This is a genomic window from Mycobacterium tuberculosis complex sp. N0072, from assembly GCF_030323725.1.
Taxonomy (GTDB): Bacteria; Actinomycetota; Actinomycetes; order Mycobacteriales; family Mycobacteriaceae; genus Mycobacterium; species Mycobacterium tuberculosis.
In genome coordinates this window covers 3,894,753-3,917,907 of sequence record NZ_CP040689.1, presented here as the reverse complement: position 1 = coordinate 3,917,907, position 23,155 = coordinate 3,894,753, and the positions used below count along the sequence as shown (strand labels likewise).

Sequence of the window (23,155 nt, the reverse complement as noted above, 5' to 3'; positions counted from 1 at the left end):
CCCCGGCGATGGGTACCGTCGACGCGGTTCAGGTCCCGTTACCAGCGGTGTGCGATTGCCCGCCGAGGACTTCGCGGGCCAGCTCTTCCAGTGCCCGGCGATCCTCGGTCAGTGCTGCCCGGCCAGCCGGGGTAGCCCGGTAGACGCGGCGCGCGCGGCCGTCGACGACCCGTTGCTCGGACACCAGCAGGCCGTCGGCTTCGAGCCGGTGCAGGGTCGGGTACAACGTGCCGGGGCTGACCCGGTAGCCGTGCCGGCTCAGTTCTTGGGTCAGCCACGCGCCGTGCACCTCGTTGTCGGCAGCGTGGTGCAGGATGTGCAGGCGCACCGCGGCCCGCTGAAACTCCCGCATAGAACACCTCAGGTGACCAAGCCGATATCGGCTTGCGATTCTACGGGGTGCGGGTAGCCGGCGGCGAATTCGCACTTACCAATAGACGTACAGCAAACTCCCAGTCATACACCGATGCATTTCAAGGTGCCTGTGATCCCCTAAATGCAGGTAGTTCGCGTGAGCGTGTCCGGGACTCTGGTGAACTTCGCGCCACCGAATGATTGATGGGGGGAGGAGCCCGAATTGGGCTGCGTCTGGTTGGAGCAACTACGTAAACGGGAAGTGCGAGATTTGCGATTGATAAATCGGGCGGTGACGGCGGGCCAGCTCAGGCGCTTCCGTGCAGCTAACGCCAACCACCGGCCACATTCCGGCGAAACGTGCTGAAAATGTCCTCGTATTACGCACGCCGGCCCCTGCAATCGTCGGGATGCTCGAATTCCGATTCGTGCTGGGACGGGGCTCCCATCGAGATCACCGAAAGCGGCCCTAGTGTTGCAGGTCGGTTGGCGGCACTGGCATCGCGCATGACGATCAAGCCACTTATGACTGTGGGCAGTTACCTATCGCCCCTGCCTCTGCCGTTGGGGTTCGTCGACTTCGCATGCAGGGTTTGGCGCCCCGGGCAGGGCACGGTCCGAACAACGATAAATTTGCCGAATGCTACCGCCCAGTTGGTGCGTGCGCCTGGGGTGCGGGCGGCCGACGGCGCTGGGCGGGTGGTGCTCTATTTGCACGGCGGCGCGTTTGTCATGTGCAGGCCGAATTCGCACAGCAGGATCGTCAACGCGCTGTCAGGATTTGCCGAATCACCCGTGTTGATAGTCGACTATCGGCTGATCCCTAAGCATTCGCTGGGGATGGCGCTCGACGACTGCCACGATGCATACCAATGGTTGCGGGCGCGCGGATACCGGCCGGAACAGATCGTGTTGGCCGGTGATTCCGCGGGTGGTTACCTTGCGCTCGCGCTTGCGCAGCGGCTGCAGTGCGACGACGAGAAACCGGCGGCAATAGTGGCCATCTCTCCGTTGCTGCAGCTGGCCAAGGGGCCCAAGCAGGACCATCCCAACATCGGGACCGACGCGATGTTTCCGGCGCGGGCATTCGATGCCTTGGCGGCATGGGTCAGGGCGGCCGCTGCCAAGAACATGGTCGACGGCAGGCCCGAAGACCTCTATGAGCCGCTCGACCATATCGAATCCAGCTTGCCGCCGACACTTATTCACGTTTCCGGCTCCGAAGTGCTGCTGCACGACGCGCAGCTGGGCGCCGGCAAGCTGGCGGCGGCAGGCGTCTGTGCCGAGGTACGGGTTTGGCCCGGTCAGGCTCATCTTTTCCAACTCGCCACACCGCTGGTGCCCGAAGCGACCCGTTCGTTGCGTCAGATCGGGCAGTTCATTCGCGACGCCACCGCTGACTCGTCGTTGAGTCCGGTGCATCGGTCGCGCTACGTCGCGGGTTCACCTCGCGCCGCAAGCCGTGGCGCGTTTGGACAGTCGCCTATCTAGTGACCACCGGCCGGGGCCGGACCACAGCAGGAAGATCAATCCGAGCAGCATCGACAGGTCGGTCCGGGCAGCGTGGGCCATGCCCCAGAAGCCCTCTACCCCGAGAAACCCGCCCGGCTGCAGTGCTCGGAGTTTGGTCAGCACGATCGCTCCCACCATGTCGATGAGCAACGGCACCGCCGCGACCCGGGTCAGCAGGCCGAGGAGGACCAGTGTGCCGCAGACAATCTCGACCACCCCGTCCAGATCGGCGAAGAACGTGGCGGCGGGGATGCCGATCCGCTCGAAGCGGCCCGGACCCAGCTGATCTGGATACATGAATTTCTGGATTCCCTCACTGAGAAACACCAACCCCACCAACAGCCGTATACAAATGACGGAAGGGGGGCCCTCGGCGTGCAATAGTCGCGGCCATGACGGTGCGGCCGAACCAGTTATTGCCAACTCCGACTCCGATATCGTTGCCCGATAATTCGTGGTTGAAGCCTACCGTGGACGCGCACCCGGCGGCGCACACTGGCCGCAATGTGGCAACAAGCCGCAACCTATGGAATCCCTCCACGATGGCGGCACCGTTGATCACGAACGTCGAACGTGAACTGAGGGCATGAATTCGCGAGCGCCGCGAAACCTCGCCGTGAGTTCACCTTCGGCGCAAGTGACGGGCCGCATGGTCCAAAATGGCGAGAACCTGTTTCAGTTTCGGCGTGAGGGGCCTCAAGTGCAGCTTTCTTTCCAAGACCGGACCTACCTGGTCACCGGAGGTGGCAGCGGAATCGGCAAGGGGGTGGCCGCCGGGTTGGTCGCGGCTGGAGCCGCCGTCATGATCGTGGGACGAAATCCAGACAAGCTGGCGGCGGCTGTCAAAGACATCGAGGCGCTCAAGACCGGAGCGATCGGCTATGAGCCGGCCGACATCACCGACGAGGAGCAGACCCTGCGTGTGGTGGACGCGGCAACCGCGTGGCATGGCCGGCTGCACGGTGTGGTGCATTGCGCGGGCGGGTCTCAGACCATTGGGCCAATCACCCAGATCGACTCGCAGGCCTGGCGGCGCACCGTGGACCTCAATGTCAATGGCACCATGTACGTGCTCAAGCACGCCGCGCGGGAATTGGTACGCGGCGGCGGCGGTTCGTTCGTCGGCATCTCCTCGATCGCGGCCAGCAACACCCATCGCTGGTTCGGCGCCTACGGGGTCACCAAGTCGGCCGTTGACCACATGATGAAACTGGCCGCTGACGAACTCGGGCCGTCGTGGGTACGGGTCAACAGCATCCGCCCGGGCCTGATCCGTACAGATCTGGTTGTGCCCGTCACAGAGTCGCCGGAGCTGAGCGCGGACTACCGGGTCTGCACGCCATTACCGCGGGTGGGTGAGGTCGAAGACGTCGCGAACCTAGCAATGTTTTTGCTCAGCGACGCGGCCAGTTGGATCACCGGACAGGTCATCAACGTCGACGGCGGCCACATGCTGCGAAGGGGCCCGGACTTCTCGCCCATGCTGGAGCCGGTGTTCGGCGCCGACGGGCTGCGTGGAGTGGTCGGATAACTTACCTAGTTCACGCAGGGCACGCCGCCGCCATCGATGGGCGCCCCTTGGTCCGGTGTCGGGTCGGTGGTGGTGCCGCCGCCGTACAGCGGATATGTGCTGGTTTCGGTGGACGTCGCGGCGGCGGTGGCCTCGTCGGGTGCCGGTAGGGAGAAGTTGGTATCCACCGTCACACGGATGTGTCCGGGCGCGACGGCGGGATCGGGATGGTTGGGGGCGTCGATACCGAGCAGGTCTGCCACGTTCTGGGCGTCCGTTTCCGCGCCGGCACCGTACTCGATGGCGGTGGTGAACGGATCGCCGGATTCGCGGTCACGCACCTGACCCGCGGTGTAGCCGCGCTTCAGCAGCGCACCGGAGACCTGGCTGGCCAGTCCGCTGATGCTGCCGGCATTGACCACATCGACGACGGTGGATGGGTTAGGTTTGGCGGCCGCGGCGGTCTGCGACGTTGGCGGCGCGCTGCCAAATGCCGCCGCTACCTCGGCCCGGATCGCGGTCGGGTCGATAATGTTGACATCCTGGCCGTCGATGTTGTCGTAGCGCACCACGGGCAGCGTCCGGAATTCGACGTTACCGCCCGCCAGGTCGCCCATCCGGCGGAACAGGTCCTCGTCCCAGCCGGCCGACAGCACCACATCTTTGCGTGCCACGGCCATCAGGTTGTCGAGCCTGTCCAGGTTGGTGAAGGTGCCCGAATCCTGAAGTTCGCGCATGACCGACGACAGGAATGCTTGCTGGCGGTGGGTGCGGTCCAGGTCCCCGTTGTCTAGGCCATGACGCTGCCGGACAAACGCCAGCGCCTGCGCGGCATTCAACCGTTGACGCCCGGCGGGGAAGTCGGCTCCGGAGTACGAGTCGTAGACGGCATGGTTCAGGCACACATCAACGCCGCCGAGGGTCTGGGCCAAATCGTAGAAACCGGCCAAATTGATCTCGGCGAAGTAGTCGATCGGGACGCCGGTCAGGCTTCGCACCGCCCGCAGGGTCGCGGCCCGGGCAGCTTCACGGCCCCGGGTCTCGAGCTCTTTCCGGTCGCTCACACCCTGGTTGGCCAGCTGTTCTGCCACGTATTGCTTGGTCAGCCCGTACGCCTCTTTGATCTTGATGTGGTTGTATCCCGGAACGCCGGTGAAGGGCACCCAGTCGTCGCGGGGGATCGAGAAGGCCACCACTTTGCCATCGGCACCGACGTGCACAAGTATCAGCGTGTTCGTGTTGTAGCCGCCGTCGTCGGAATCGCCCGCGTGTAGCTGCTTCAAGACCGACCAGGGCAGGTCGTTGCCTTCCTGGTCTTTGCGCGAGTCCAGCCCGATGAGCAAGATGTTCATGTTGTTGCCGCTGGAACGGGGATCCTCGGGGGTTAGGGCCTGCGAAATGGTGATGCCGCCCAGCGCGCCGTGGGCTACCCAATACCCTGCGCCGGTCATCAGCAGGGCAACCACCGACACGAGCGTCATAACGCCCCGCGACAGCCGCTTGCGGATCCGCGACGGCTGAGGCACAGCGCGATGGCGTGGGCGATTGCCCTCAGAACGCGCCATCATATGCCTCGGCCAGGCGCCGTCGAACCAACTGGCGCGCTGCCAGCGGTTGCGGTGCCGTCGCTTGCTGCATGACGTCTAGTATGGGGCCAGATTGCTGTGAAGCCAGCTATCAGAATGCTGGATGTGGTCAGCCTCACCGGCCGGCGGGGCCCCTCGAGACGGCCCGCTTGTTTCCGCTACCTGCACGTTCTGGCTACAATTCGGCAAGCTCGGCAAGTATCGCACAGCCAGCGGGCGGGTACCGGGAGGGTTAGCGGGTTAGGTGTCTGACGAGATTGACCCCGACTGGCCTGCGCCGGCATACCAGCCGTCCGATGACGTCGATACCACTCCGCCCGCCCCAGGCGGGTCTTGGCCCACCGCCTGGCTGGTGGCGCTCGTGGTCCTGGCCTGTGTGGCTGCCGCGGTCGTTGCGTACGCCGGTATGCATCGGGTCCGACCAGGTGCCAACCAGGCGGCGCCGGCAACGACGTCCGCACCGGCGCGCCCCACTTCCCCGGCATCCCAGGTTGGCCCGTGTGGGCCGGACGAGGCAACGGCCGTGCGCGCCGCGCTGGCCCAGCTTGCCCCCGATTCCAAAACCGGCAGGCCGTGGAATAGTACGCCGGAGGACAGCAACTACGACCCGTGCGCGGACCTGTCCGCGGTGCTGGTGACGGTGCAAGACGCCACCAACAGCTCCCCGGACCAGGCGCTGATGTTTCATCGGGGAACGTTCGTCGGAACCGCAACGCCGAGGGCCTACCCGTTCACCAATTTGATCGGTCCGGCATCCACAAACGACATCGTGGTGCTGAGCTATCGGACACGTCAAAGCTGTGACGGCTGCCAAGATGGCATCTTGACGATTGTGGGGTTTGCGTGGCGCGGCGACCACGTGCAGATCCTCGATTCGCTACCGGAGTTGTTCGATGCGCCGCCGTAGTCCGCGAGGAGCGGCACCGCAGCTGATCCTTACCGACTGTTGAATGGAGCACGACGTGGCGACTTCGCCGCCGGCAGGATGGTATACCGATCCTGACGGTTCAGCGGGGCAACGATATTGGGACGGTGACCGCTGGACCAGACATCGTCGACCCAACCCCTCTGCACCACGATCACCGCTGGCCCTGCGTGTCGACGGTCTCCGGAGCCGCTGGCTGGGCATGCCGGCCGGCCTGCGGTTGACAGTTCCGGTCGCGGCAGTGCTGACGATGGTAGGTGTCGCGGTCTACGCCTGGATCAGGCCGCTGCCAGACGACTGGTCGCAGCTGCCGAAGCGACTCAGTTGCCAGTTGCGGCCCGGGCCGACACCGCCCGCGACCATTACCGTGGCCTCCGTGGACGTCTCGCATCCCCGAGGCGCGGTCCTTCGGCTGGTAGTTCGATTCGCCGAGCCGCTGCCACCGTCGCCATCGGGCTCGTTTGCGTCGGGCTTTGCCGGTTACCTGCTGACCTACACCATCGCCAACAATGGCAAGGAGTTCGCCGAGCTGGGCCCGCAGCAGGACACCGATGAACTTGCCATCAGAAAGCCCGGCGAAAGCAGAGGCACCGAGCCGAACATGCGGCCGGACCGGAACACCAATGCGCGCAGAACTGCCCCCGATACCGTGGAGATCAACCTCGAGACAAAGCGACTGGGGCTCGATCAGGCGCCGGTGGATCCCCAGCTCACCTTCGCCGCTCAGTTCCGCACGCCGTCGACCGTGACGGTGGACTTCGGGTCGCAATTCTGTCAGGGCGAGCGTTTGGCCGGGCAGCGTCGTTAATCGTCGGCTCACCAAGCCGCCGTCTTTGCACGTACGTTTCGGCGATCGACGTCTCGCGATGGCTATCAACAGCCCGAACGGCGGTTGGGTGCGCGCAATTTCGTCGAATTGGGGCGCTCGGTGGTCACCGAGGCGGTGTCAATGCGAGGATTGCTGCCCGTGGCAGGTCATTGGGTCTCCGTGCTCACCGGGCTCGTGCCGCTGGCGTTGGTCATTGCGCTCTCGCCGTTGTCGGTGATCCCAGCGGTACTGGTCGTACACTCGCCGCAGCCGCGGCCGAGCAGCCTGGCCTTCCTGGGCGGCTGGCTGTTGGGCTTGGCCGTGGTGACCGCCGTCTTTGTTGCGGCCTCCGGCGCACTTGGCGGTTTGAGCACAACATCGCCGGCCTGGGCATCCTGGCTACGGGTGGTCCTCGGGTCGGCACTGATCGTGTTCGGCGTGCTTCGGTGGCTGACCCGGCATCGCCACACCGAAATGCCGGGCTGGATGCGCGCATTCGCCAGCTTCACCCCGGCACGCGCCGGATTGGTAGGGGCCGTGCTGGTGGTGGTGAGACCCGAGGTGCTGATCATTTGCGCGGCGGCCGGATTGGCCATCGGCAGCGGCGGCCACGGCGCCGCGGGTTCCTGGATTTACACGGCATTCTTTGCCATGTTGGCTGCATCCACGGTCGCGATCCCGATATTGGCCTACGTGGCTGCCGGTGACCGACTCGACGATTCGCTGGAACGACTTAAAGACTGGATGGAGAAGAACCATGCCGGGATGGTCGCGGCCATTCTGGTCGTGATCGGTTTACTGCTGCTCTACAACGGAGTTCACGCGATGTGATGCGGCGTACAACGCACGGCCGCGATCATCTACGGTAGTTATCTGGCGGCGCTAGACGGCCTGAGAATGCCTCCAACGAAGGAGTGGCCCGTGAGCCAGACGGCCCGGCGGTTGGGTCCGCAGGACATGTTTTTCCTGTACTCCGAATCGTCGACCACGATGATGCACGTTGGTGCGTTGATGCCGTTCACGCCGCCCTCGGGTGCGCCGCCGGACTTGCTGCGCCAACTCGTCGACGAAAGCAAGGCCAGCGAGGTCGTCGAACCCTGGAGCCTAAGACTGAGCCATCCGGAGCTGCTATACCATCCCACGCAGTCCTGGGTCGTTGATGACAACTTCGACCTGGACTACCACGTGCGCCGGTCGGCGCTGGCCAGCCCTGGCGACGAGCGTGAACTCGGGATCCCGGTGTCCCGCTTGCATAGTCACGCCCTGGACCTACGCCGTCCGCCGTGGGAAGTGCATTTCATCGAAGGCCTCGAAGGTGGCCGGTTCGCGATCTACATCAAGATGCACCACTCGTTGATAGACGGCTATACCGGCCAGAAAATGCTGGCCCGCAGCCTGTCCACCGACCCGCACGACACCACCCACCCGTTGTTCTTCAACATTCCCACACCTGGCCGATCACCCGCCGACACTCAAGACTCCGTCGGCGGCGGTTTGATAGCTGGGGCCGGTAACGTGCTCGATGGCCTGGGCGACGTGGTGCGGGGGTTGGGCGGGCTGGTCAGCGGGGTCGGTAGCGTCTTAGGTTCGGTGGCCGGTGCGGGACGATCGACGTTCGAGCTCACCAAGGCGCTGGTCAACGCCCAGCTGCGCAGTGATCACGAGTACCTCAACCTCGTCGGCTCGGTGCAAGCGCCGCACTGCATACTCAACACCCGCATCAGCCGCAACCGCCGCTTCGCCACCCAGCAATATCCGCTGGATCGACTGAAAGCCATTGGGGCTCAATATGATGCCACAATCAACGACGTCGCGTTGGCGATCATCGGAGGCGGCTTACGACGTTTTCTGGACGAGCTGGGTGAGCTGCCCAACAAGTCGCTGATCGTGGTCTTGCCGGTCAACGTGCGACCCAAGGACGACGAGGGCGGCGGCAACGCGGTCGCGACCATCCTGGCGACGTTGGGTACCGACGTTGCCGATCCGGTGCAGCGGCTGGCGGCGGTCACGGCGTCAACCCGCGCGGCCAAGGCTCAGCTGAGGTCCATGGACAAGGACGCGATCCTGGCCTATAGCGCCGCGTTGATGGCGCCGTACGGGGTGCAGTTGGCCAGCACGCTCAGTGGGGTGAAGCCACCCTGGCCGTACACGTTCAACCTGTGTGTCAGCAATGTGCCGGGGCCCGAGGACGTGCTCTACCTGCGGGGCAGCCGGATGGAGGCGTCCTATCCGGTCTCCCTGGTGGCGCACAGCCAGGCTCTCAACGTTACTTTGCAGAGTTACGCCGGCACGCTGAACTTTGGATTCATCGGCTGCCGTGACACACTGCCACACCTGCAGCGGCTCGCCGTCTACACCGGCGAAGCGCTCGATCAGTTGGCGGCGGCTGACGGCGCCGCGGGCCTCGGTTCCTGAATTCCGGATCACCGCACGCATCGTCACCGTCGTCCTGGGTTGGCCGCTGCGATCATGATGGCCACCAGTGCGATGAGCCCGACGACGACCAGGGGGTGCCACCATTGGGCGCCAAGCCAATACGCGTGAGTGCCTACCCAGCCGGGCTGCTGCTGGGTGCCGAACAGCCATTCGCGTACGACGGGCGTCGCCAACGCGAGTACCGCGCCGACAACCGAGAAAGACAGCAGTGCAAAAAGGAGCCTGCCGGAGACCTGCCAAGTGCCTAGGACGACCAGCAAGCCCCCAGTCCCGGCCGCGATCAGGCCAGTGACTCCGAACACGGTCACCGACTGGATCGCCGCCGCGACGCCGAGCACAAGTAGCAGCGCGCCGGCGATAATGGTCGATCTGGCAATGCCTTTGGTCAACGAGACCACTCGGTATCCACTGAGGGTGAGTGTCCGCAACGTGATCAGTGGTGGCTTCAATACACTGGGCAGCTGCCGGACCGAGCCGGCCGCTCCGGCCGCAGTCGCGGCGGCTTTGGCGACCGTGTGCGCCATCAGTGGTGAGCCCTTGTCGCTGGCGAATGTTTCGCCTGCGATTGGATTTTCGTTCAGCAGAGCATATTTGGCGTCGCCAGGGTGAGCGGCCAATACCTTGGTCGCCCATGTTCGTGAACTCGTCGGGCTCCAGTCCGGCAATTTTCCGGGCTGTGGGTCGAGCACCGTGTTGGCCAGTCCGTCCAATTCCTCTTCGAGGACTCGTTGTTGCCACGCCTGCGACAACCACAGCGCGGTCCACGGAATGCTGGCCGGCAGCGGCTTTGCTGGGTCGTCCAGGAAGCCAAGCTCATCGAGCAGCATGTCCTCGGTCAGATGTTGGGCCGGCCCGCCGCCGACCGCCGGCAGCGGGTAGCCCGGACTCGGAAAGTCAGGTGCCCCAAGTTCTTTGAGTTTGCCTAGGAACCATTGTGCACCGCTCTGCGGCCCGTTGGTATCGGCGCGCTCCCCGACGATCCAGCGCACCCGGCGCGGGTCTAGCAGCACGTGGACGAGCCATCCCGCTCCGTCGAGTCGGCCCCACATCCAGTCATTGGCTCGCCATGACCTCTTGTAGAACGCACCGAAATGATGCAAGCGCATGCCGGTGAGCTTCTGCTGGGCTGTCTGCCAGTCAGGTGCGAGCAGGCTGCGGGTGTCGGCGCTAACCTGCACGAGTTCGAGGCCTTGCTCGATCTCTGCGTCGGCCGGGAGCATCGCGCGCTGCGTCGTGGCGAGATCGAATAGCTTCCATGCCATGGTCGGTGCGTCGCGCGAGTCGTCGGCACGCCCTGGATAGGTCCCCAGATAGCTGAGGTACGTTTCCAACTGACCGGCTGCAACATGGTCCCGGGCGAGCAGAGAGTCTGTCGGGGCACCCGAGTCGGCTGAAGCGCTGGCGGCAAGTTGCGTCAAGGTCGGGTAGGCGTTCACCAAGGCGGCACCGAGCCGCTCCCAAGCGTCGCCGGGCACCGTGGATTGTTGGAGATAGTCGGCAGCGAGCTGGTCAGTGGCGTTCTCGAGCGACCCTTGTCGGATCGCTGGTCTGCTACACATCGTCCGCACTAGCACACTGAGATCGGATGACGCGGTCGGTCGCCACGCCCGGTGGATTGCTTCGGTGACTTCCGCCAACGCGGCGATGTCAGCATCCGAACGTGCCAGCTGGAATGCCGCCCGGATGACGGTGAGCGCGCATCCTTTTGCAAGGTCGTAGGCCGGCTGACCGAACCGAGCCAGCTCGGCTGGACTCTGTGGGAGCGGCTGGGCGGTCGGCTGCGACCAAGAAAGCAGGATCGTCGCGGTGATCTGCTGCCGGCACACCTTGTCGGCGTCACCACCGACGGTGAGTTCGGCTGACCAGCTCTTGGGAAGGCTTTCGGTTGCCGGGCCCGACTCCGGCGGACAGGTGGAAAGCCGGCGCAGCAGAGCGCTGGTGAGGGTCTGGGCCTGCTTGGTTGCCTCGCGGGTCCGGTAATCCGTGAGCAGGGACGGGGTGAGCAACCGTGTGCCGTTCCGCAGCGTTGCCGCCAGCTCTGCGAGCCGCAGTTTGGCATCTGTGCGCGCTTCCATGCAGTCCTGATGGGCGCGGATCGCGCGTAGGTCGGCCGCGATCGACTGGGTGGTGACCGCGGCCAGGCCCTTCAGCAGCCCGTCGATGAGCCCGAGTGGCTCGTCGACGTTGTCCGGTGGTGGCTCATGCATCGGGTCGGGTGCGGGTCCGGACGATGGTACGACGAACAGGAGCACCCGGCGAACCGGCCGTCGGGCTGGACGGTCGAAGATGCGCTTGAACAAAACGCCAATTGGCCGGTTGTCCAGCAAGCCACCATCGCTAACCCAGTGCGGACGGGTAAGGCTGGTGAACGGCGCCATCGCCGGTCGAGCCGGCACCTCTCCCTTCTTGGCGGTTCCCTTCGTGAACGGCAGAAAGGAGGGTTCGAACGCAAGTGGGAATGAGGCGGAACTGCGCGCTGCTAGTGCCAGCGCCGGCGCCGTGTCTGGCCGCGCCAGGTCGGTTTCGGTGAAGGTGAACAGACCGCGGCGGTCGACATCCTGGACGAGAGTGCCGAATGAGTCGGTGAATCTGCTTGTTTCCCCGGCTAGCAGCGTCGTCGTGATGTACAGGGTGGTGGACGGGGTGCGCGCGGCCTCCGGAAAGGTCGTGGGCGGGAACGGCCCGGTCGCCAGCTTGGGAAGCCGCTTGGCCAGAGCGGCGAATATGCGTTCGTCGCCGTACAAGAGGGACGGTGTTTTCTTGTCCCGCGGATCTCGGAGAAGCTCGGTCAAGGCCCCAAGATCGAGCCAGAGGTCGCGGATCCCGCCCAGGTCAGACCCGGTGACTCGGGATGACGCAAGCAAAGCCGCGTTGATGCCGCCCGCACTTGTTCCCGACAAGATGTCGACGTCGACGACCATGTCGAGGAGGTCGATTAGTTGAGCGTAGAGCCGCAGGGAAGCGGCTGACTCGTTGGTGAGTTGGCTGTTGGTCGGGAAGGTTCCCCCCAGCCTGCGCCATTGTGAGGCCTGCGCGAGCAGGTTGATCTCCCGCGTAACACCGGCCATCCAGATCGCGAGGCTGACGCCGCCCGTCATGGTCGTCGCGAATCGTAGTTCCTGCGTCAATGCCGTTACCGGTGACGGCTTTTCGAATGCCATCGACAGCCCCTCGATGCCGTGGGGTCCGCCCGGTGGGGTCGGGTCCCTTAGACCAGATTGCCAGAGCACGCCAACCGCGGCGGGGAACAACGCCGACGCATCCGCGCAAACCGGTCGTGCTATCCGGCGGCCGGTGTGCGGGGTATCGCGTAGGCCCGTGCCGGCACCCGCAGCGCATTGTTGATACCGCTGCCGGCGTTGACCGAGTGCCCCAGCGGTAGCCCGCCCAGCATGTGTCCGGGGGCGGTTTGGGCGGCGCTGGTCAGGCTGGTCAGCGGCAGCGCCCGCGCCGCCGGGGTGACCGCCTGGTTGGCCGCGGCCCATGCTGGCGGCACCGACAACGAACCGACCGAGGCCGCCCGACCCAAGTTGGCGGCCACCCCAGCGCCCAGACCCGAAGAACCCAGCGAGCTGCCCAGCGAGCTCATCGCCTGGACCCCGTTTTGCGCCGCGGTTTGCACGGCCTGGGCGGCCGCCGCCGGAGCTAAGCCCTTCAACATCGAGTGCAAGGTGTTGGTCATCGACACACCCGTGCCCATCATCGACATGTGGTTGTTGGCTATCGAACTGACGTTGCTGAGCGGCGACAGATGCGGCGAGACCGCCGTCCACAGCCCACCCAGCTTGGAAGAAGGTACGACGCCCTGCGCTGGCTGGGCCAGCTGTTGCAGCGCTTGGGGCACATTGTTCATCAACTGGTTCGCCGCGGCGGTGTCGATGGCCTCCTCGACCGCGACGGCCTGCTCAAGGAGCCCGCCGGGGTTGGTGATCAGTGGGGCGTCCTCGAACGGCAGCAACGCCTCGGTCGCCGTCGCCGCCGTGGCGGCGTAGCCATACATCGCCTCCGCGTCTTGGCCCCACATCTGGCTGTATGCGGCCTGATTGGCCTCGATCGCCGGCGTGTTTTGCCCCAAGAGGTTGGTCGCGGTCAGCGTCATCAGTTCGGTACGGTTCTCGGCGATCACCGGCGGGGGCACCGTCAGCCTATACGCTGTCTCGTAGGCCGCCGCAGCAACCCGGACCTGGGCGGCGGTCAGCTGGGCCTGCCCCGCGGTGACGCTCATCCACGCCACATACGGCGAGGCCGCCGCCGCCATCAGACCCGCCGACGAACCTATCCACGACCCCACCGTCAGACCCCAGACCACCGACTGAAACGCCGACGCGGCCGAAAACAGGTCACTCGCCACGCTGTCCCACATCTTCGCGGCGGCCACCAGCGAGGCCGAACCCGGGCCGGCGTACATCCTCGCGGAGTTGATCTCCGGTGGTAACGCCCCGAAATCCACCACTTCGATAATCCTTCCGCTCGAATACCGTCAGGTCAGCTAGCCGGTGACCACAGCGTTGGCGGCCTCGGTGTCCGCATATGAACTAGCGCTGGTGGCCAGCGTGGTCACAAACTGCTCATGGATCACCGCGGCCTTGGCGCTGGCCGTCTGATACGTCGCCGCATGCGTACGGAATTGTGTGGCAAGCAGCAGCGACACCTCGTCGGCAGCCGGGGGCACCACCCCAGTCGTCGGCACGGCTGCGGCGGCATTGCTAGCCTTCAGCGTTGCCCCCAGGGAACGAAGTTCGCCAGCCGCGGCCGCCAACATCTCCGGTTGCGCAGTGAAAGACACGCGTGCTCCTCCTCATTTAGCCCGAGCATCGGCCCGGGAGCTCAAGATTGATTGGTAGTCAAGCGATCTGATCGCCCGCCTGGCGCGCACGCCAAGCGTTGGTGACGACTGGTCCGGCCAAATCGACCCCAACACGGGGTGAACGCTACATTAACCAATCGTGAAGTCCTATACCTCGCAGGCACTTCAACGAAATTAGTTGCACTAAAGAGCGGCATCGAGTCTGCATCCACGCCGGCGACACGCCGAGGGACGTCACCTTGACCGCAGAGTCAAAACCGACCACGCTCCAGCCCTGCACGGCGGGTGCTGACGTCGGTCACTATGGTGACCGTCAGACGGCGCGACAATGCGAATCGCATGGAGGACACCATGACCGTTTCCATTGCACCTCCATCGCGCCCGAGTCAGGCCGAGACCCGTCGGGCCATTTGGAACACGATCCGGGGATCGTCGGGCAATCTGGTCGAGTGGTATGACGTCTACGTCTACACCGTGTTCGCTACGTATTTCGAGGACCAATTCTTTGATCGGGCCGATCGCAACTCGACGGTCTATGTCTACGCGATCTTCGCTGTTACCTTCGTGACCCGGCCCGTCGGATCGTGGTTCTTTGGTCGGTTTGCCGACCGCCGCGGCCGCCGGGCCGCGCTGACGTTCAGTGTGTCGCTGATGGCCGCCTGTTCGCTGATCGTGGCGTTGGTGCCGTCTCGCTCGAGCATTGGCGTCGCTGCGCCGATCCTGCTTATTTTGTGTCGGCTCGTCCAGGGATTTGCGACCGGCGGAGAGTACGGCACGTCGGCGACGTACATGTCTGAGGCCGCGACGCGGGAGCGGCGCGGCTACTTCTCGTCGTTTCAGTATGTGACGCTGGTGGGTGGGCACGTGCTTGCCCAGTTCACCCTGCTAGTCATCCTGGCGGTCTTCACCCGCGAGCAGGTTCACGAATTCGGCTGGCGCATCGGCTTCGCCGTAGGCGGTGGCGCCGCGATCGTGGTGTTCTGGTTGCGGCGCACGATGGATGAATCGCTCAGTCAGGAACGCCTGACTGCGATCAAGGCCGGGCGGGACCACGACTCCGGGTCGCTCCGTGAACTGGCCACCCACTATTGGAAGCCATTGCTGCTCTGTTTCCTCGTCACGTTGGGCGGCACGGTCGCGTTTTATACCTACAGCGTCAATGCACCTGCGATCGTCAAGAGTGTCTACGGTTCGCAGGCGATGACCGCTACTTGGATCAACCTGGTTGGTCTGATTCTGTTGATGATGCTGCAGCCCATCGGGGGCATGATCAGCGACAAGATCGGCCGCAAGCCACTGCTGCTGTGGTTCGGCGTCGGCGGACTCATCTATACCTACGTCCTTGTTACTTATCTTCCCGAAACACGTTCGCCGACAATGTCGTTTCTATTGGTGGCCGTCGGCTATGTGATTCTGACCGGATACTGCTCGATCAATGCACTGGTCAAGTCCGAACTGTTCCCCGCGCACGTGCGCGCCCTTGGTGTCGGAGTCGGCTATGCACTGGCGAACTCGGTCTTCGGCGGCACCGCGCCGCTGATCTACCAGGCTCTTAAGGAACGCGATCAGGTGCCGATGTTCATCGCCTACGTGACCGCGTGCATAGCGGTCTCGCTGATTGTCTATGTGTTTTTCATCAAGAACAAGGCCGATACCTACCTCGACCGCGAGCAGGGATTTGCATTCTACGGGCACGCATAGCTGTAGCGTCTGGGTAACACCTTTCGCCGAGCGTGCAATCACTGCGAAAATGGCGCCTTGGGTTCCGTGGATGGACCACGAACCGGGTGCCGGATTGACGCCGAATCTGGGGTGACTGCGGGCCGCTCGGTAGGACAGGATCGTGGTAGGGCATGCAAACGGATGGTTCTGGATCCCCTGATGGACCCGATATCAATGGCAGCTGAATCGTTCTCGGTCCACGGGCCGGGCGGTGTCCGTATCGTCGCCGACCGCTTGGGAGACCCGCGAGCGCGTGCCGTGGTGTTCTTGCATGGCGGTGGACAGACGCGACGCTCATGGGGTCGGGCCGCAGCCGCTGTCGCCGAACGTGGCTGGCAAGCGGTCACGATCGATCTGCGCGGGCATGGCGAATCCGACTGGTCGAGCGAAGGCGACTATCGGTTGGTCAGCTTCGCCGGCGATATCCAGGAAGTGCTGCGCAACCTGCCTGGGCAGCCGGCGCTGGTGGGCGCCTCCTTGGGTGGGTTTGCCGCGATGCTGCTGGCGGGGGAGCTCTCGCCGGGCATTGCCAGCGCAGTGGTGCTGGTGGACATCGTGCCGAATATGGACCTGGCCGGGGCGAGCAGGATCCACGCGTTCATGGCCGAACGGGTGGAATCGGGGTTCGGCTCGTTGGACGAGGTGGCTGACGTCATCGCCAACTACAACCCGCATCGGCCGCGGCCTTCGGATCCGGATGGCTTGGTGGCCAACCTGCGCCGCCGCGGTGATCGCTGGTATTGGCACTGGGATCCGCAGTTCATCGGTGGTATCGCGGCGTTTCCTCCCGTAGAGGTCACCGACGTCGACCGCATGAATGCAGCCGTTGCGACGATCCTGCGCGACGAAGTGCCGGTGCTTCTCGTGCGCGGCCAAGTCAGCGACATCGTCCGCCAAGAAAGCGCCGACCAATTTCTCTCGCGGTTTCCGCAAGTCGAGTTCACCGATGTGCGCGGCGCCGGACATATGGTCGCCGGCGATCGCAACGACGCTTTCGCAGGGGCGGTCCTAGATTTTCTCGCTCGGCATGTCGGCGTCCGATGATGGGGTTAGGGAAGGTCCTGCACAGCCAACCCGCGAGCGCGTGTGTCCGTACACCGACGTCGGCCCTAGCTTGTCGCCCCTACGTGTCGCTCATCTGGGTTCCGAGCCGGCGCGCGGCCGCGAGAAGGTGACCGACGACCGCGGCGACGTCGGCATCGGCGACGTTTACCGCCACGCTGGGATCCGACACCAGCCGATCGTTGCGCAATCGCCGGTACGCGATACGCCACTGGCCGTCCTGCTTGATGAGGCGATCCTGGTACTCGCCCGAGCCGAGGATCTTGTAGCCGGCGGCAGTGGCCAGAGTGACCACGCTGGCGCTGCGCCCGGTGGCGACGTCCCCGTCGACCTCGTAGAGAAGATCCGTGGTCAAGTGGCGGCCCCGCACGACGCGGGCATGCGCATCTGCGTATTCGCGTAATGCGGGCCGCCCCCGGATCACCCAGCCGTCGAACTCGAAGGCACCGTCCTCGGTAAAGCATCCCGCCCAGCCTTCGCCATCCTGGGTGTCGATCGTCAAACAGTACCGAGCACACAGTGCCTGGATCCTGAGTATCTCGATCCACTGCTCATCCACCGGGCGCATTGTGTGGCCGGTGGTGGGGGATGTCAACCCGGCCCGAACGGGAGCGAGCGTCAACGTCGACAGACGCTGTGCTGCAGGCAACCGTCGCGCTCTCCGCCGGTCACAAACCCGCGTTCCGAGGATTCGTCAAGGATCCGCCAAGAGCGCGGGCACACGCTGCTGCCATGTTCGTCAGCAACGCCAGGGAGGCAGAGCCGTTCGTGGCGCCGGACTTGTCCGAGATTCGGGTCCTGGTGGATCGGGCCACTGTGGGCGTCGCCTCGGTCAGTCTGGCCCATGCGACCGTGGCGGCGGGAGCCGAGACCGTATGGCACCGATTGCAAGCCACCGATGAGATCTATTTTGTTCTCTCGGGGCGCGGGCTGGTTTCGGTCGGAGACGAATCTGGCGAGGTCGGGCCCGGCGATGCGGTCTGGATACCGGCTGGTGTCCCGCAGAAAATCCGGGCCCTAGGTTCAGTTCCGTTGACATTCTTGTGCGCCTGCGGCCCGGCCTACCTACCGGAACGCGATCAGCGCATGGGCGAGGCCGCCGTGATCGGGGCATGGCCGTGACTCCCGTGACCGTCGGGGATCATCTCGTCGCCAGGATGCGCGCAGCCGGCATTTCGGTCGTATGCGGGCTACCGACTTCCCGGCTCGATTCGTTGCTGGTGCGTCTGTCCCGCGATGCCGGCTTTCAGATCGTGTTGGCCCGGCACGAGGGCGGCGCCGGCTACCTGGCCGACGGGTTCGCCCGCGCGTCCGGCAAGTCCGCTGCGGTGTTTGTGGCGGGACCTGGGGCGACCAACGTCATTAGCGCCGTGGCCAATGCGTCGGTGAATCAGGTTCCGATGCTTATCCTGACCGGGGAGGTGGCGGTCGGAGAATTCGGCCTGCACTCGCAGCAGGATACGAGCGACGACGGACTGGGCCTGGGCGCAACCTTCCGCCGGTTCTGCCGCTGTTCGGTGTCCATCGAATCGATCGCCAATGCGCGCAGCAAGATCGATTCGGCGTTCCGGGCCTTGGCGAGCATCCCTCGCGGACCGGTGCACATTGCTCTGCCGCGCGATCTAGTGGACGAGCGGCTGCCGGCTCACCAACTTGGAACTGCCGCGGCCGGTCTTGGGGGCCTAAGAACCCTGGCGCCGTGCGGTCCTGATGTCGCTGACGAGGTGATCGGTAGGCTGGATCGGTCGCGTGCCCCCATGCTCGTGCTGGGGAATGGCTGCCGGCTGGACGGCATCGGCGAGCAGATCGTCGCGTTTTGCGAGAAGGCGGGACTTCCTTTTGCGACCACACCGAACGGGCGGGGGATCGTCGCGGAAACCCATCCGCTGTCTCTGGGTGTGCTCGGCATATTTGGTGACGGCAGGGCCGACGAGTACCTCTTCGACACACCGTGCGACCTGTTGATCGCGGTCGGTGTTTCCTTCGGCGGGTTGGTTACCCGCTCCTTTTCGCCCCGCTGGCGCGGGCTGAAAGCCGACGTCGTCCATGTCGATCCCGATCCATCGGCAGTTGGCCGATTCGTCGCTACGTCGCTCGGGATCACCACGTCCGGGCGCGCGTTCGTCAATGCCCTGAACTGCGGGCGGCCGCCACGCTTTTGTCGGAGGGTGGGCGTGCGGCCGCCGGCGCCAGCGGCGTTGCCGGGGACCCCGCAAGCGCGGGGGGAATCGATTCACCCGCTTGAGCTGATGCACGAACTGGACCGCGAGCTTGCACCCAACGCCACGATATGCGCCGACGTGGGTACCTGCATTTCTTGGACGTTTCGTGGGATACCGGTGCGGCGGCCCGGCAGATTCTTTGCCACCGTTGACTTTTCGCCCATGGGATGCGGCATCGCCGGAGCCATTGGCGTGGCCCTGGCTCGACCGGAAGAACACGTCATATGCATCGCCGGGGACGGGGCTTTCTTGATGCATGGCACGGAGATTTCCACTGCGGTTGCGCACGGGATCAGGGTGACCTGGGCTGTCCTCAACGACGGACAAATGAGTGCCAGCGCCGGCCCGGTCAGCGGGCGGATGGATCCGTCGCCGGTCGCTCGCATCGGCGCGAACGATCTGGCGGCGATGGCCCGCGCCCTTGGAGCGGAAGGGATTCGGGTCGATACGCGCTGCGAGCTGCGCGCCGGTGTGCAAAAAGCGTTGGCCGCCACCGGTCCCTGCGTCCTCGATATCGCGATCGATCCAGAGATCAACAAACCCGACATTGGACTGGGTCGATAGGACACCAGCCGCGCGTCCAAGAATTCATCAAGGATCCGGCAAGGGTGCGGGCTGACACTGATGCTCATGACTGCGACCCACAGAGAGCCGATTGTCCTGGACACGACCGTCCGTGACGGCAGCTATGCGGTGAACTTCCAGTACACCGACGACGATGTCCGCAGGATTGTCGGGGATCTCGACGCAGCGGGAATTCCCTACATTGAAATCGGTCACGGCGTCACCATCGGAGCCGCCGCGGCGCAGGGCCCGGCGGCTCACACCGACGAAGAATATTTCCGCGCCGCCCGATCGGTGGTTCGAAACGCGAGACTTGGTGCCGTGATCGTGCCGGCCCTGGCCCGCATCGAGACGGTCGATTTGGCCGGAGACTATCTGGACTTTCTGCGCATATGTGTCATCGCCACCGAATTTGAGTTGGTGATGCCGTTCGTCGAGCGTGCGCAGTCAAAAGGTCTGGAGGTTTCGATCCAGCTGGTGAAGTCGCATCTCTTCGAGCCCGATGTGCTTGCTGCTGCCGGGAAGCGGGCCCGCGATGTGGGCGTCCGGATCGTTTACGTGGTGGATACGACGGGAACCTTCCTGCCCGAGGACGCGCGCCGCTACGTCGAGGCTCTCCGCGGTGCCAGCGATGTCTCCGTCGGCTTCCACGGGCACAACAACCTCGCCATGGCCGTCGCCAACACCTTGGAGGCATTCGACGCCGGGGCCGATTTCCTGGATGGAACGCTGATGGGTTTCGGTCGCGGGGCCGGGAATTGCCAGATCGAGTGCCTCGTCGCCGCGTTGCAGCGGCGCGGGCACCTGGCGGCAGTCGACCTGGATCGGATTTTCGACGCAGCGCGATCGGATATGTTGGGCCGGAGCCCGCAGAGTTACGGCATCGATCCGTGGGAGATCTCGTTCGGATTCCACGGACTCGATTCGCTGCAGGTCGAGCACCTCCGCGCAGCGGCCCAACAGGCGGGGCTTTCCGTGTCCCACGTTATTCGGCAGACCGCGAAAAGTCATGCGGGGCAGTGGTTGTCCCCGCAAGACATCGATCGAGTGGTCGTGGGAATGAGGGCGTGAGTCGTGGGAACACATGCAGCCACCATGAGAGTCCGCGCCGGCGTGCGGTCCAGTCCGCTGTTGTTGCACGCGGGCACGCCTCCGACGGCTGCCGCCGCCGAGAGCGGGATGCGTACCCTGGTTACCGGCAGCTCCGGTCACCTGGGCGAGGCGCTGGTGCGCACTCTGCGTGCACGGGGCGCCGACGTCGTCAGCCTCGACAGCAGACCGTCGCGGTACACGAATATCGTTGGCTGCGTGAGTGATCGAGCACTGCTGCGAGACGTGATGGCCGGCGTTGAGGTGGTGTTCCACGCGGCCGCCCATCACAAGCCGCAACTGGCCTTCCTGCCGCGTCAGGCGTTTCTGGACACGAACATCATCGGTACCCAGACCGTGCTGGATGCTGCGGTCGCCGCCAACGTCCGCGCCTTCGTCATGACATCATCGACGACCGTTTTCGGCGACGCCCTGACACCGCCGGCAGACCAGCCCGCGGCGTGGATCGACGAATCCGTCACGCCCATTCCCAAGAACATCTACGGCGTGACCAAAGCTAGCTCCGAGGACCTCTGCCAGTTGGCACATCGCAACGACGGTTTGGCCTGCGTCGTGCTGCGTGTTGCCCGATTCTTCGTCGAGGGCGATGACATGCCTGACCTGTATGACGGGCGCAGCCAGGACAACATCAAAGCCAACGAATATGCCTGCCGGCGGGTCGCGCTCGAAGACGCGGTAGATGCGCACCTCAACGCCGCGCAGCGAGCTCCCCAGCTGGGGTTCGGGCGCTATCTGGTGTCGGCGACCACACCGTTTACCCGTGATGACCTGACGCAGCTGCGCACCGACGCGGCATCGGTGTTCGCCCGGCGGGTACCGCTGGCCGCGGCTGTGTGGACCCAGCGTGGTTGGCGCTTCCCCGACCGCCTCGACCGCGTGTACGTTAACTCCCGCGCTCGCCGTGACTTGAACTGGCGTCCGCGGTTCGACCTAAACGCGGTCGCCGCCAGACTCGCACGCGGGCAGTCGGTGCACACGCCGTTGTCACAACTGGTGGGCTCCAAGGCATATGCCCACAGCTCCTACCACCGTGGCGTGTTTGCTCCGGCCAGGCCCTGACGGACTCGGTGTTTATGGTTGTGCGGCGTTGTGGCGTGTGGCTTTGACTGCTGGGGGTCAATCGGGTTCGTCGTCGTCGTCTTGGTTGTGGAGGAATCGTTCGGGGTGGTGGAAGGTGTTGGTGCGGGGTTGGCCGTGGTCGAGGTGGGGTGGTGGTAGCCATTCGGTGTGGCCGTGGGTGTTTTTGCGGGTGGTCCAGCCTTTTTCGGCGAGTCGGTTGTCGGGGCCGCAGGCCAGGGTCAGCTCGGTGATGTCGGTGCGTCCGGTGCTGGTCCAGGCGGTGACGTGGTGGGCTTGGCTGTGGTAGGCCGGTGCGTCACAGCCGGGTTTGGTGCAGCCGCGGTCGTTGGCGAACAGCATGATCCGCTGGGCCGGGGAGGCTAGGCGTTTGGTGTGATACAGCGCCAGGGGTGTGCCGTGGTCGAAGATCGCCTGGGGGTACCTCCCGCTTGCGGGGGAGTAGTGGTGGGCGTGGCTGGTCATGCGGATCACATCGGCCATGGGTAGCAGGGTGCCGCCGCCGGTGAAGCCCTTGCCGGCGCCGGTTTGCAGGTCGGTCAGGGTGGTGGTGACCACGATCGAGACGGGAAGACCGTTGTGTTGGCCCAGTTTCCCGGAGGCGATCAGCGCGCGCAGCCCGGCCAGCAGCCCGTCGTGGTTGCGTTGGGCTTGGCTGCGGGTGTCGCGGTCGATGGCGGCCGCATCGGGGGTGGTGTCGATGACCGGGGTGTGGTCGTCGGGGTTGGTCGCGCCGGGGGCGGCCAGTTTGGCTAGCACGGCTTCAAAGGTGGCCCGCGCTTGGGGGGTCAGGTAGCCACTTAGCCGTGACATGCCGTCGTATTGCTGGTTGCTCAGGGTGATGCCGCGTTTGCGGGCGCGTTCGGTGTCGGTGAGGTCGCCGTCGGGGTGTAGCCAGTCCATGACCCGCTGGGCGTAGCGGGCCAGCTCGTCGGGACGATATTGAGCGGCTTTGCCGGCCAGGTCGGCTTCGGCGGCCTGGCGGGTGGACACATCCACCGCGGCGGGCAGGTGGGCGAAAAAGGGCGCGAATCACTTTGATGTGCGCCTCGCCGATCAGGCCCTGGCGTTGGGCGGTGGCGGTGGCGGTCAACTGTGGGGCTAGCGGTTCGCCGGTGAGTGCTCGACGAGGTCCGAGATCGGCGGCGTCGGCGATGCGCCGGGCGGCGTCGGGCTTGGTGATGCGTAACCGGTTGGCCAGCGCGCAGCACAGCGTGCCGCCCAGTTCTTCCTCGCTGGCTTGGGCGTCAAGTTGGTTGATCAACGCGTGACCCACCGCCGGTAGCCGGCGCACCAAGCATTCCAGACGTTCCAGAGACCGCAGCCGTTCCGGGGTGGTCAACACCTCAAAAGACACCTCGTCCAAGCGGTCCAGCTCGGCATCCAGCGCATCAAAGACCTCGACAATCCGTTCGCGGCTACCCGAACCCATACCCCAAATTCTACGAGGGGCCACCGAC

At 64.9% G+C, this 23,155-nt stretch carries 19 protein-coding genes and 1 pseudogene; 12 read left to right on the top strand and 8 right to left on the bottom strand.

The features are described 5' to 3' along the window. Positions 1-28: 28 nt before the first annotated feature. Entirely contained in the window at positions 29-352 is a 324-nt protein-coding gene (locus tag FF952_RS18390; RefSeq protein ID WP_003418948.1) for an Rv3488 family transcriptional regulator, read from the bottom strand. 371 nt (positions 353-723) lie between these two features. On the opposite strand from FF952_RS18390, the gene lipF reads away from it, so the two are divergent. Next, positions 724-1,845 (top strand): carboxylesterase/phospholipase LipF, encoded by a 1,122-nt coding sequence (lipF, locus tag FF952_RS18385; protein WP_205850679.1) that lies wholly within the window; start codon positions 724-726, stop codon positions 1,843-1,845. Here lipF and FF952_RS18380 read toward each other — a convergent pair. Continuing rightward, the gene (locus FF952_RS18380; RefSeq protein ID WP_003418942.1) at positions 1,798-2,247 is read right to left on the bottom strand and encodes a DoxX family protein; all 450 of its coding nucleotides are present in this window, start codon (positions 2,245-2,247) and stop codon (positions 1,798-1,800) included. The two genes, lipF and FF952_RS18380, sit on opposite strands and share 48 nt — an antisense overlap. 319 nt (positions 2,248-2,566) lie before the next feature. Between FF952_RS18380 and FF952_RS18375 the strand changes: the two genes are divergently transcribed. Then, a complete protein-coding gene (locus FF952_RS18375) occupies positions 2,567-3,397 on the top strand; it encodes an SDR family oxidoreductase (RefSeq protein WP_003912250.1) in 831 nt (276 codons plus the stop codon). A 5-nt stretch (positions 3,398-3,402) separates the two neighbouring features. Here FF952_RS18375 and FF952_RS18370 read toward each other — a convergent pair whose 3' ends face one another. After that, positions 3,403-4,941, bottom strand: coding sequence for an LCP family protein (locus tag FF952_RS18370; RefSeq protein ID WP_003900866.1), 1,539 nt, complete (start codon positions 4,939-4,941; stop codon positions 3,403-3,405). 265 nt (positions 4,942-5,206) lie between these two features. Between FF952_RS18370 and FF952_RS18365 the strand changes: the two genes are divergently transcribed. From FF952_RS18365 to FF952_RS18350, 4 genes are all read left to right on the top strand, one after another. Continuing rightward, the gene (locus tag FF952_RS18365; RefSeq protein WP_003418931.1) at positions 5,207-5,869 is read left to right on the top strand and encodes an LppP/LprE family lipoprotein; all 663 of its coding nucleotides are present in this window, start codon (positions 5,207-5,209) and stop codon (positions 5,867-5,869) included. Positions 5,870-5,912: 43 nt separating this feature from the next. Continuing rightward, positions 5,913-6,695: a DUF2510 domain-containing protein gene (locus FF952_RS18360; RefSeq protein WP_003418925.1), complete on the top strand. Its 783-nt coding sequence runs from the start codon at positions 5,913-5,915 to the stop codon at positions 6,693-6,695. Between the two features lie 141 nt (positions 6,696-6,836). After that, positions 6,837-7,526: a GAP family protein gene (locus FF952_RS18355; protein WP_003418922.1), complete on the top strand. Its 690-nt coding sequence runs from the start codon at positions 6,837-6,839 to the stop codon at positions 7,524-7,526. A 90-nt stretch (positions 7,527-7,616) separates the two neighbouring features. Then, positions 7,617-9,110, top strand: coding sequence for a WS/DGAT/MGAT family O-acyltransferase (locus FF952_RS18350; protein WP_003905092.1), 1,494 nt, complete (start codon positions 7,617-7,619; stop codon positions 9,108-9,110). A 23-nt stretch (positions 9,111-9,133) separates the two neighbouring features. Here FF952_RS18350 and FF952_RS18345 read toward each other — a convergent pair whose 3' ends face one another. The 3 genes from FF952_RS18345 to FF952_RS18335 are packed head-to-tail and all read right to left on the bottom strand — an operon-like array spanning position 9,134 to position 13,917. Next, positions 9,134-12,382, bottom strand: a complete 3,249-nt coding sequence (locus tag FF952_RS18345) for a patatin-like protein (RefSeq protein WP_116198332.1) — start codon at positions 12,380-12,382, stop codon at positions 9,134-9,136. A 29-nt stretch (positions 12,383-12,411) separates the two neighbouring features. Next, positions 12,412-13,584: a PPE family protein PPE60 gene (gene ppe60, locus FF952_RS18340; protein WP_003905090.1), complete on the bottom strand. Its 1,173-nt coding sequence runs from the start codon at positions 13,582-13,584 to the stop codon at positions 12,412-12,414. A 36-nt stretch (positions 13,585-13,620) separates the two neighbouring features. Continuing rightward, positions 13,621-13,917 (bottom strand): PE family protein, encoded by a 297-nt coding sequence (locus tag FF952_RS18335; RefSeq protein ID WP_003418781.1) that lies wholly within the window; start codon positions 13,915-13,917, stop codon positions 13,621-13,623. Positions 13,918-14,289: 372 nt separating this feature from the next. Between FF952_RS18335 and FF952_RS18330 the strand changes: the two genes are divergently transcribed. After that, positions 14,290-15,639 (top strand): MFS transporter, encoded by a 1,350-nt coding sequence (locus FF952_RS18330; RefSeq protein ID WP_003901651.1) that lies wholly within the window; start codon positions 14,290-14,292, stop codon positions 15,637-15,639. Between the two features lie 162 nt (positions 15,640-15,801). Next, positions 15,802-16,704, top strand: coding sequence for an alpha/beta fold hydrolase (locus FF952_RS18325; RefSeq protein ID WP_003913481.1), 903 nt, complete (start codon positions 15,802-15,804; stop codon positions 16,702-16,704). A 79-nt stretch (positions 16,705-16,783) separates the two neighbouring features. On the opposite strand, the gene FF952_RS18320 is transcribed toward FF952_RS18325, so the two are convergent. Further along, positions 16,784-17,290 (bottom strand): nuclear transport factor 2 family protein, encoded by a 507-nt coding sequence (locus tag FF952_RS18320; RefSeq protein WP_003418774.1) that lies wholly within the window; start codon positions 17,288-17,290, stop codon positions 16,784-16,786. A gap of 164 nt (positions 17,291-17,454) precedes the next feature. Between FF952_RS18320 and FF952_RS18315 the strand changes: the two genes are divergently transcribed. From FF952_RS18315 to FF952_RS18300, 4 genes are read left to right on the top strand one after another with little or no spacing between them, the layout of a single operon-like run. Next, positions 17,455-17,844, top strand: coding sequence for a cupin domain-containing protein (locus tag FF952_RS18315; RefSeq protein ID WP_003900069.1), 390 nt, complete (start codon positions 17,455-17,457; stop codon positions 17,842-17,844). Positions 17,845-17,849: 5 nt separating this feature from the next. Beyond that, positions 17,850-19,508, top strand: a complete 1,659-nt coding sequence (locus FF952_RS18310) for a thiamine pyrophosphate-binding protein (protein WP_003900704.1) — start codon at positions 17,850-17,852, stop codon at positions 19,506-19,508. A 60-nt stretch (positions 19,509-19,568) separates the two neighbouring features. Next, complete coding sequence (locus tag FF952_RS18305) at positions 19,569-20,579, top strand: 4-hydroxy-2-oxovalerate aldolase (RefSeq protein WP_003900067.1); 1,011 nt, start codon at positions 19,569-19,571, stop codon at positions 20,577-20,579. 24 nt (positions 20,580-20,603) lie between these two features. Further along, positions 20,604-21,677, top strand: a complete 1,074-nt coding sequence (locus FF952_RS18300) for an NAD-dependent epimerase/dehydratase family protein (RefSeq protein ID WP_003913065.1) — start codon at positions 20,604-20,606, stop codon at positions 21,675-21,677. 57 nt (positions 21,678-21,734) lie between these two features. On the opposite strand, the pseudogene FF952_RS18295 reads toward FF952_RS18300, so the two are convergent. Beyond that, positions 21,735-23,127 (bottom strand): annotated as a pseudogene (locus FF952_RS18295) (HNH endonuclease signature motif containing protein). Positions 23,128-23,155: the final 28 nt, after the last annotated feature.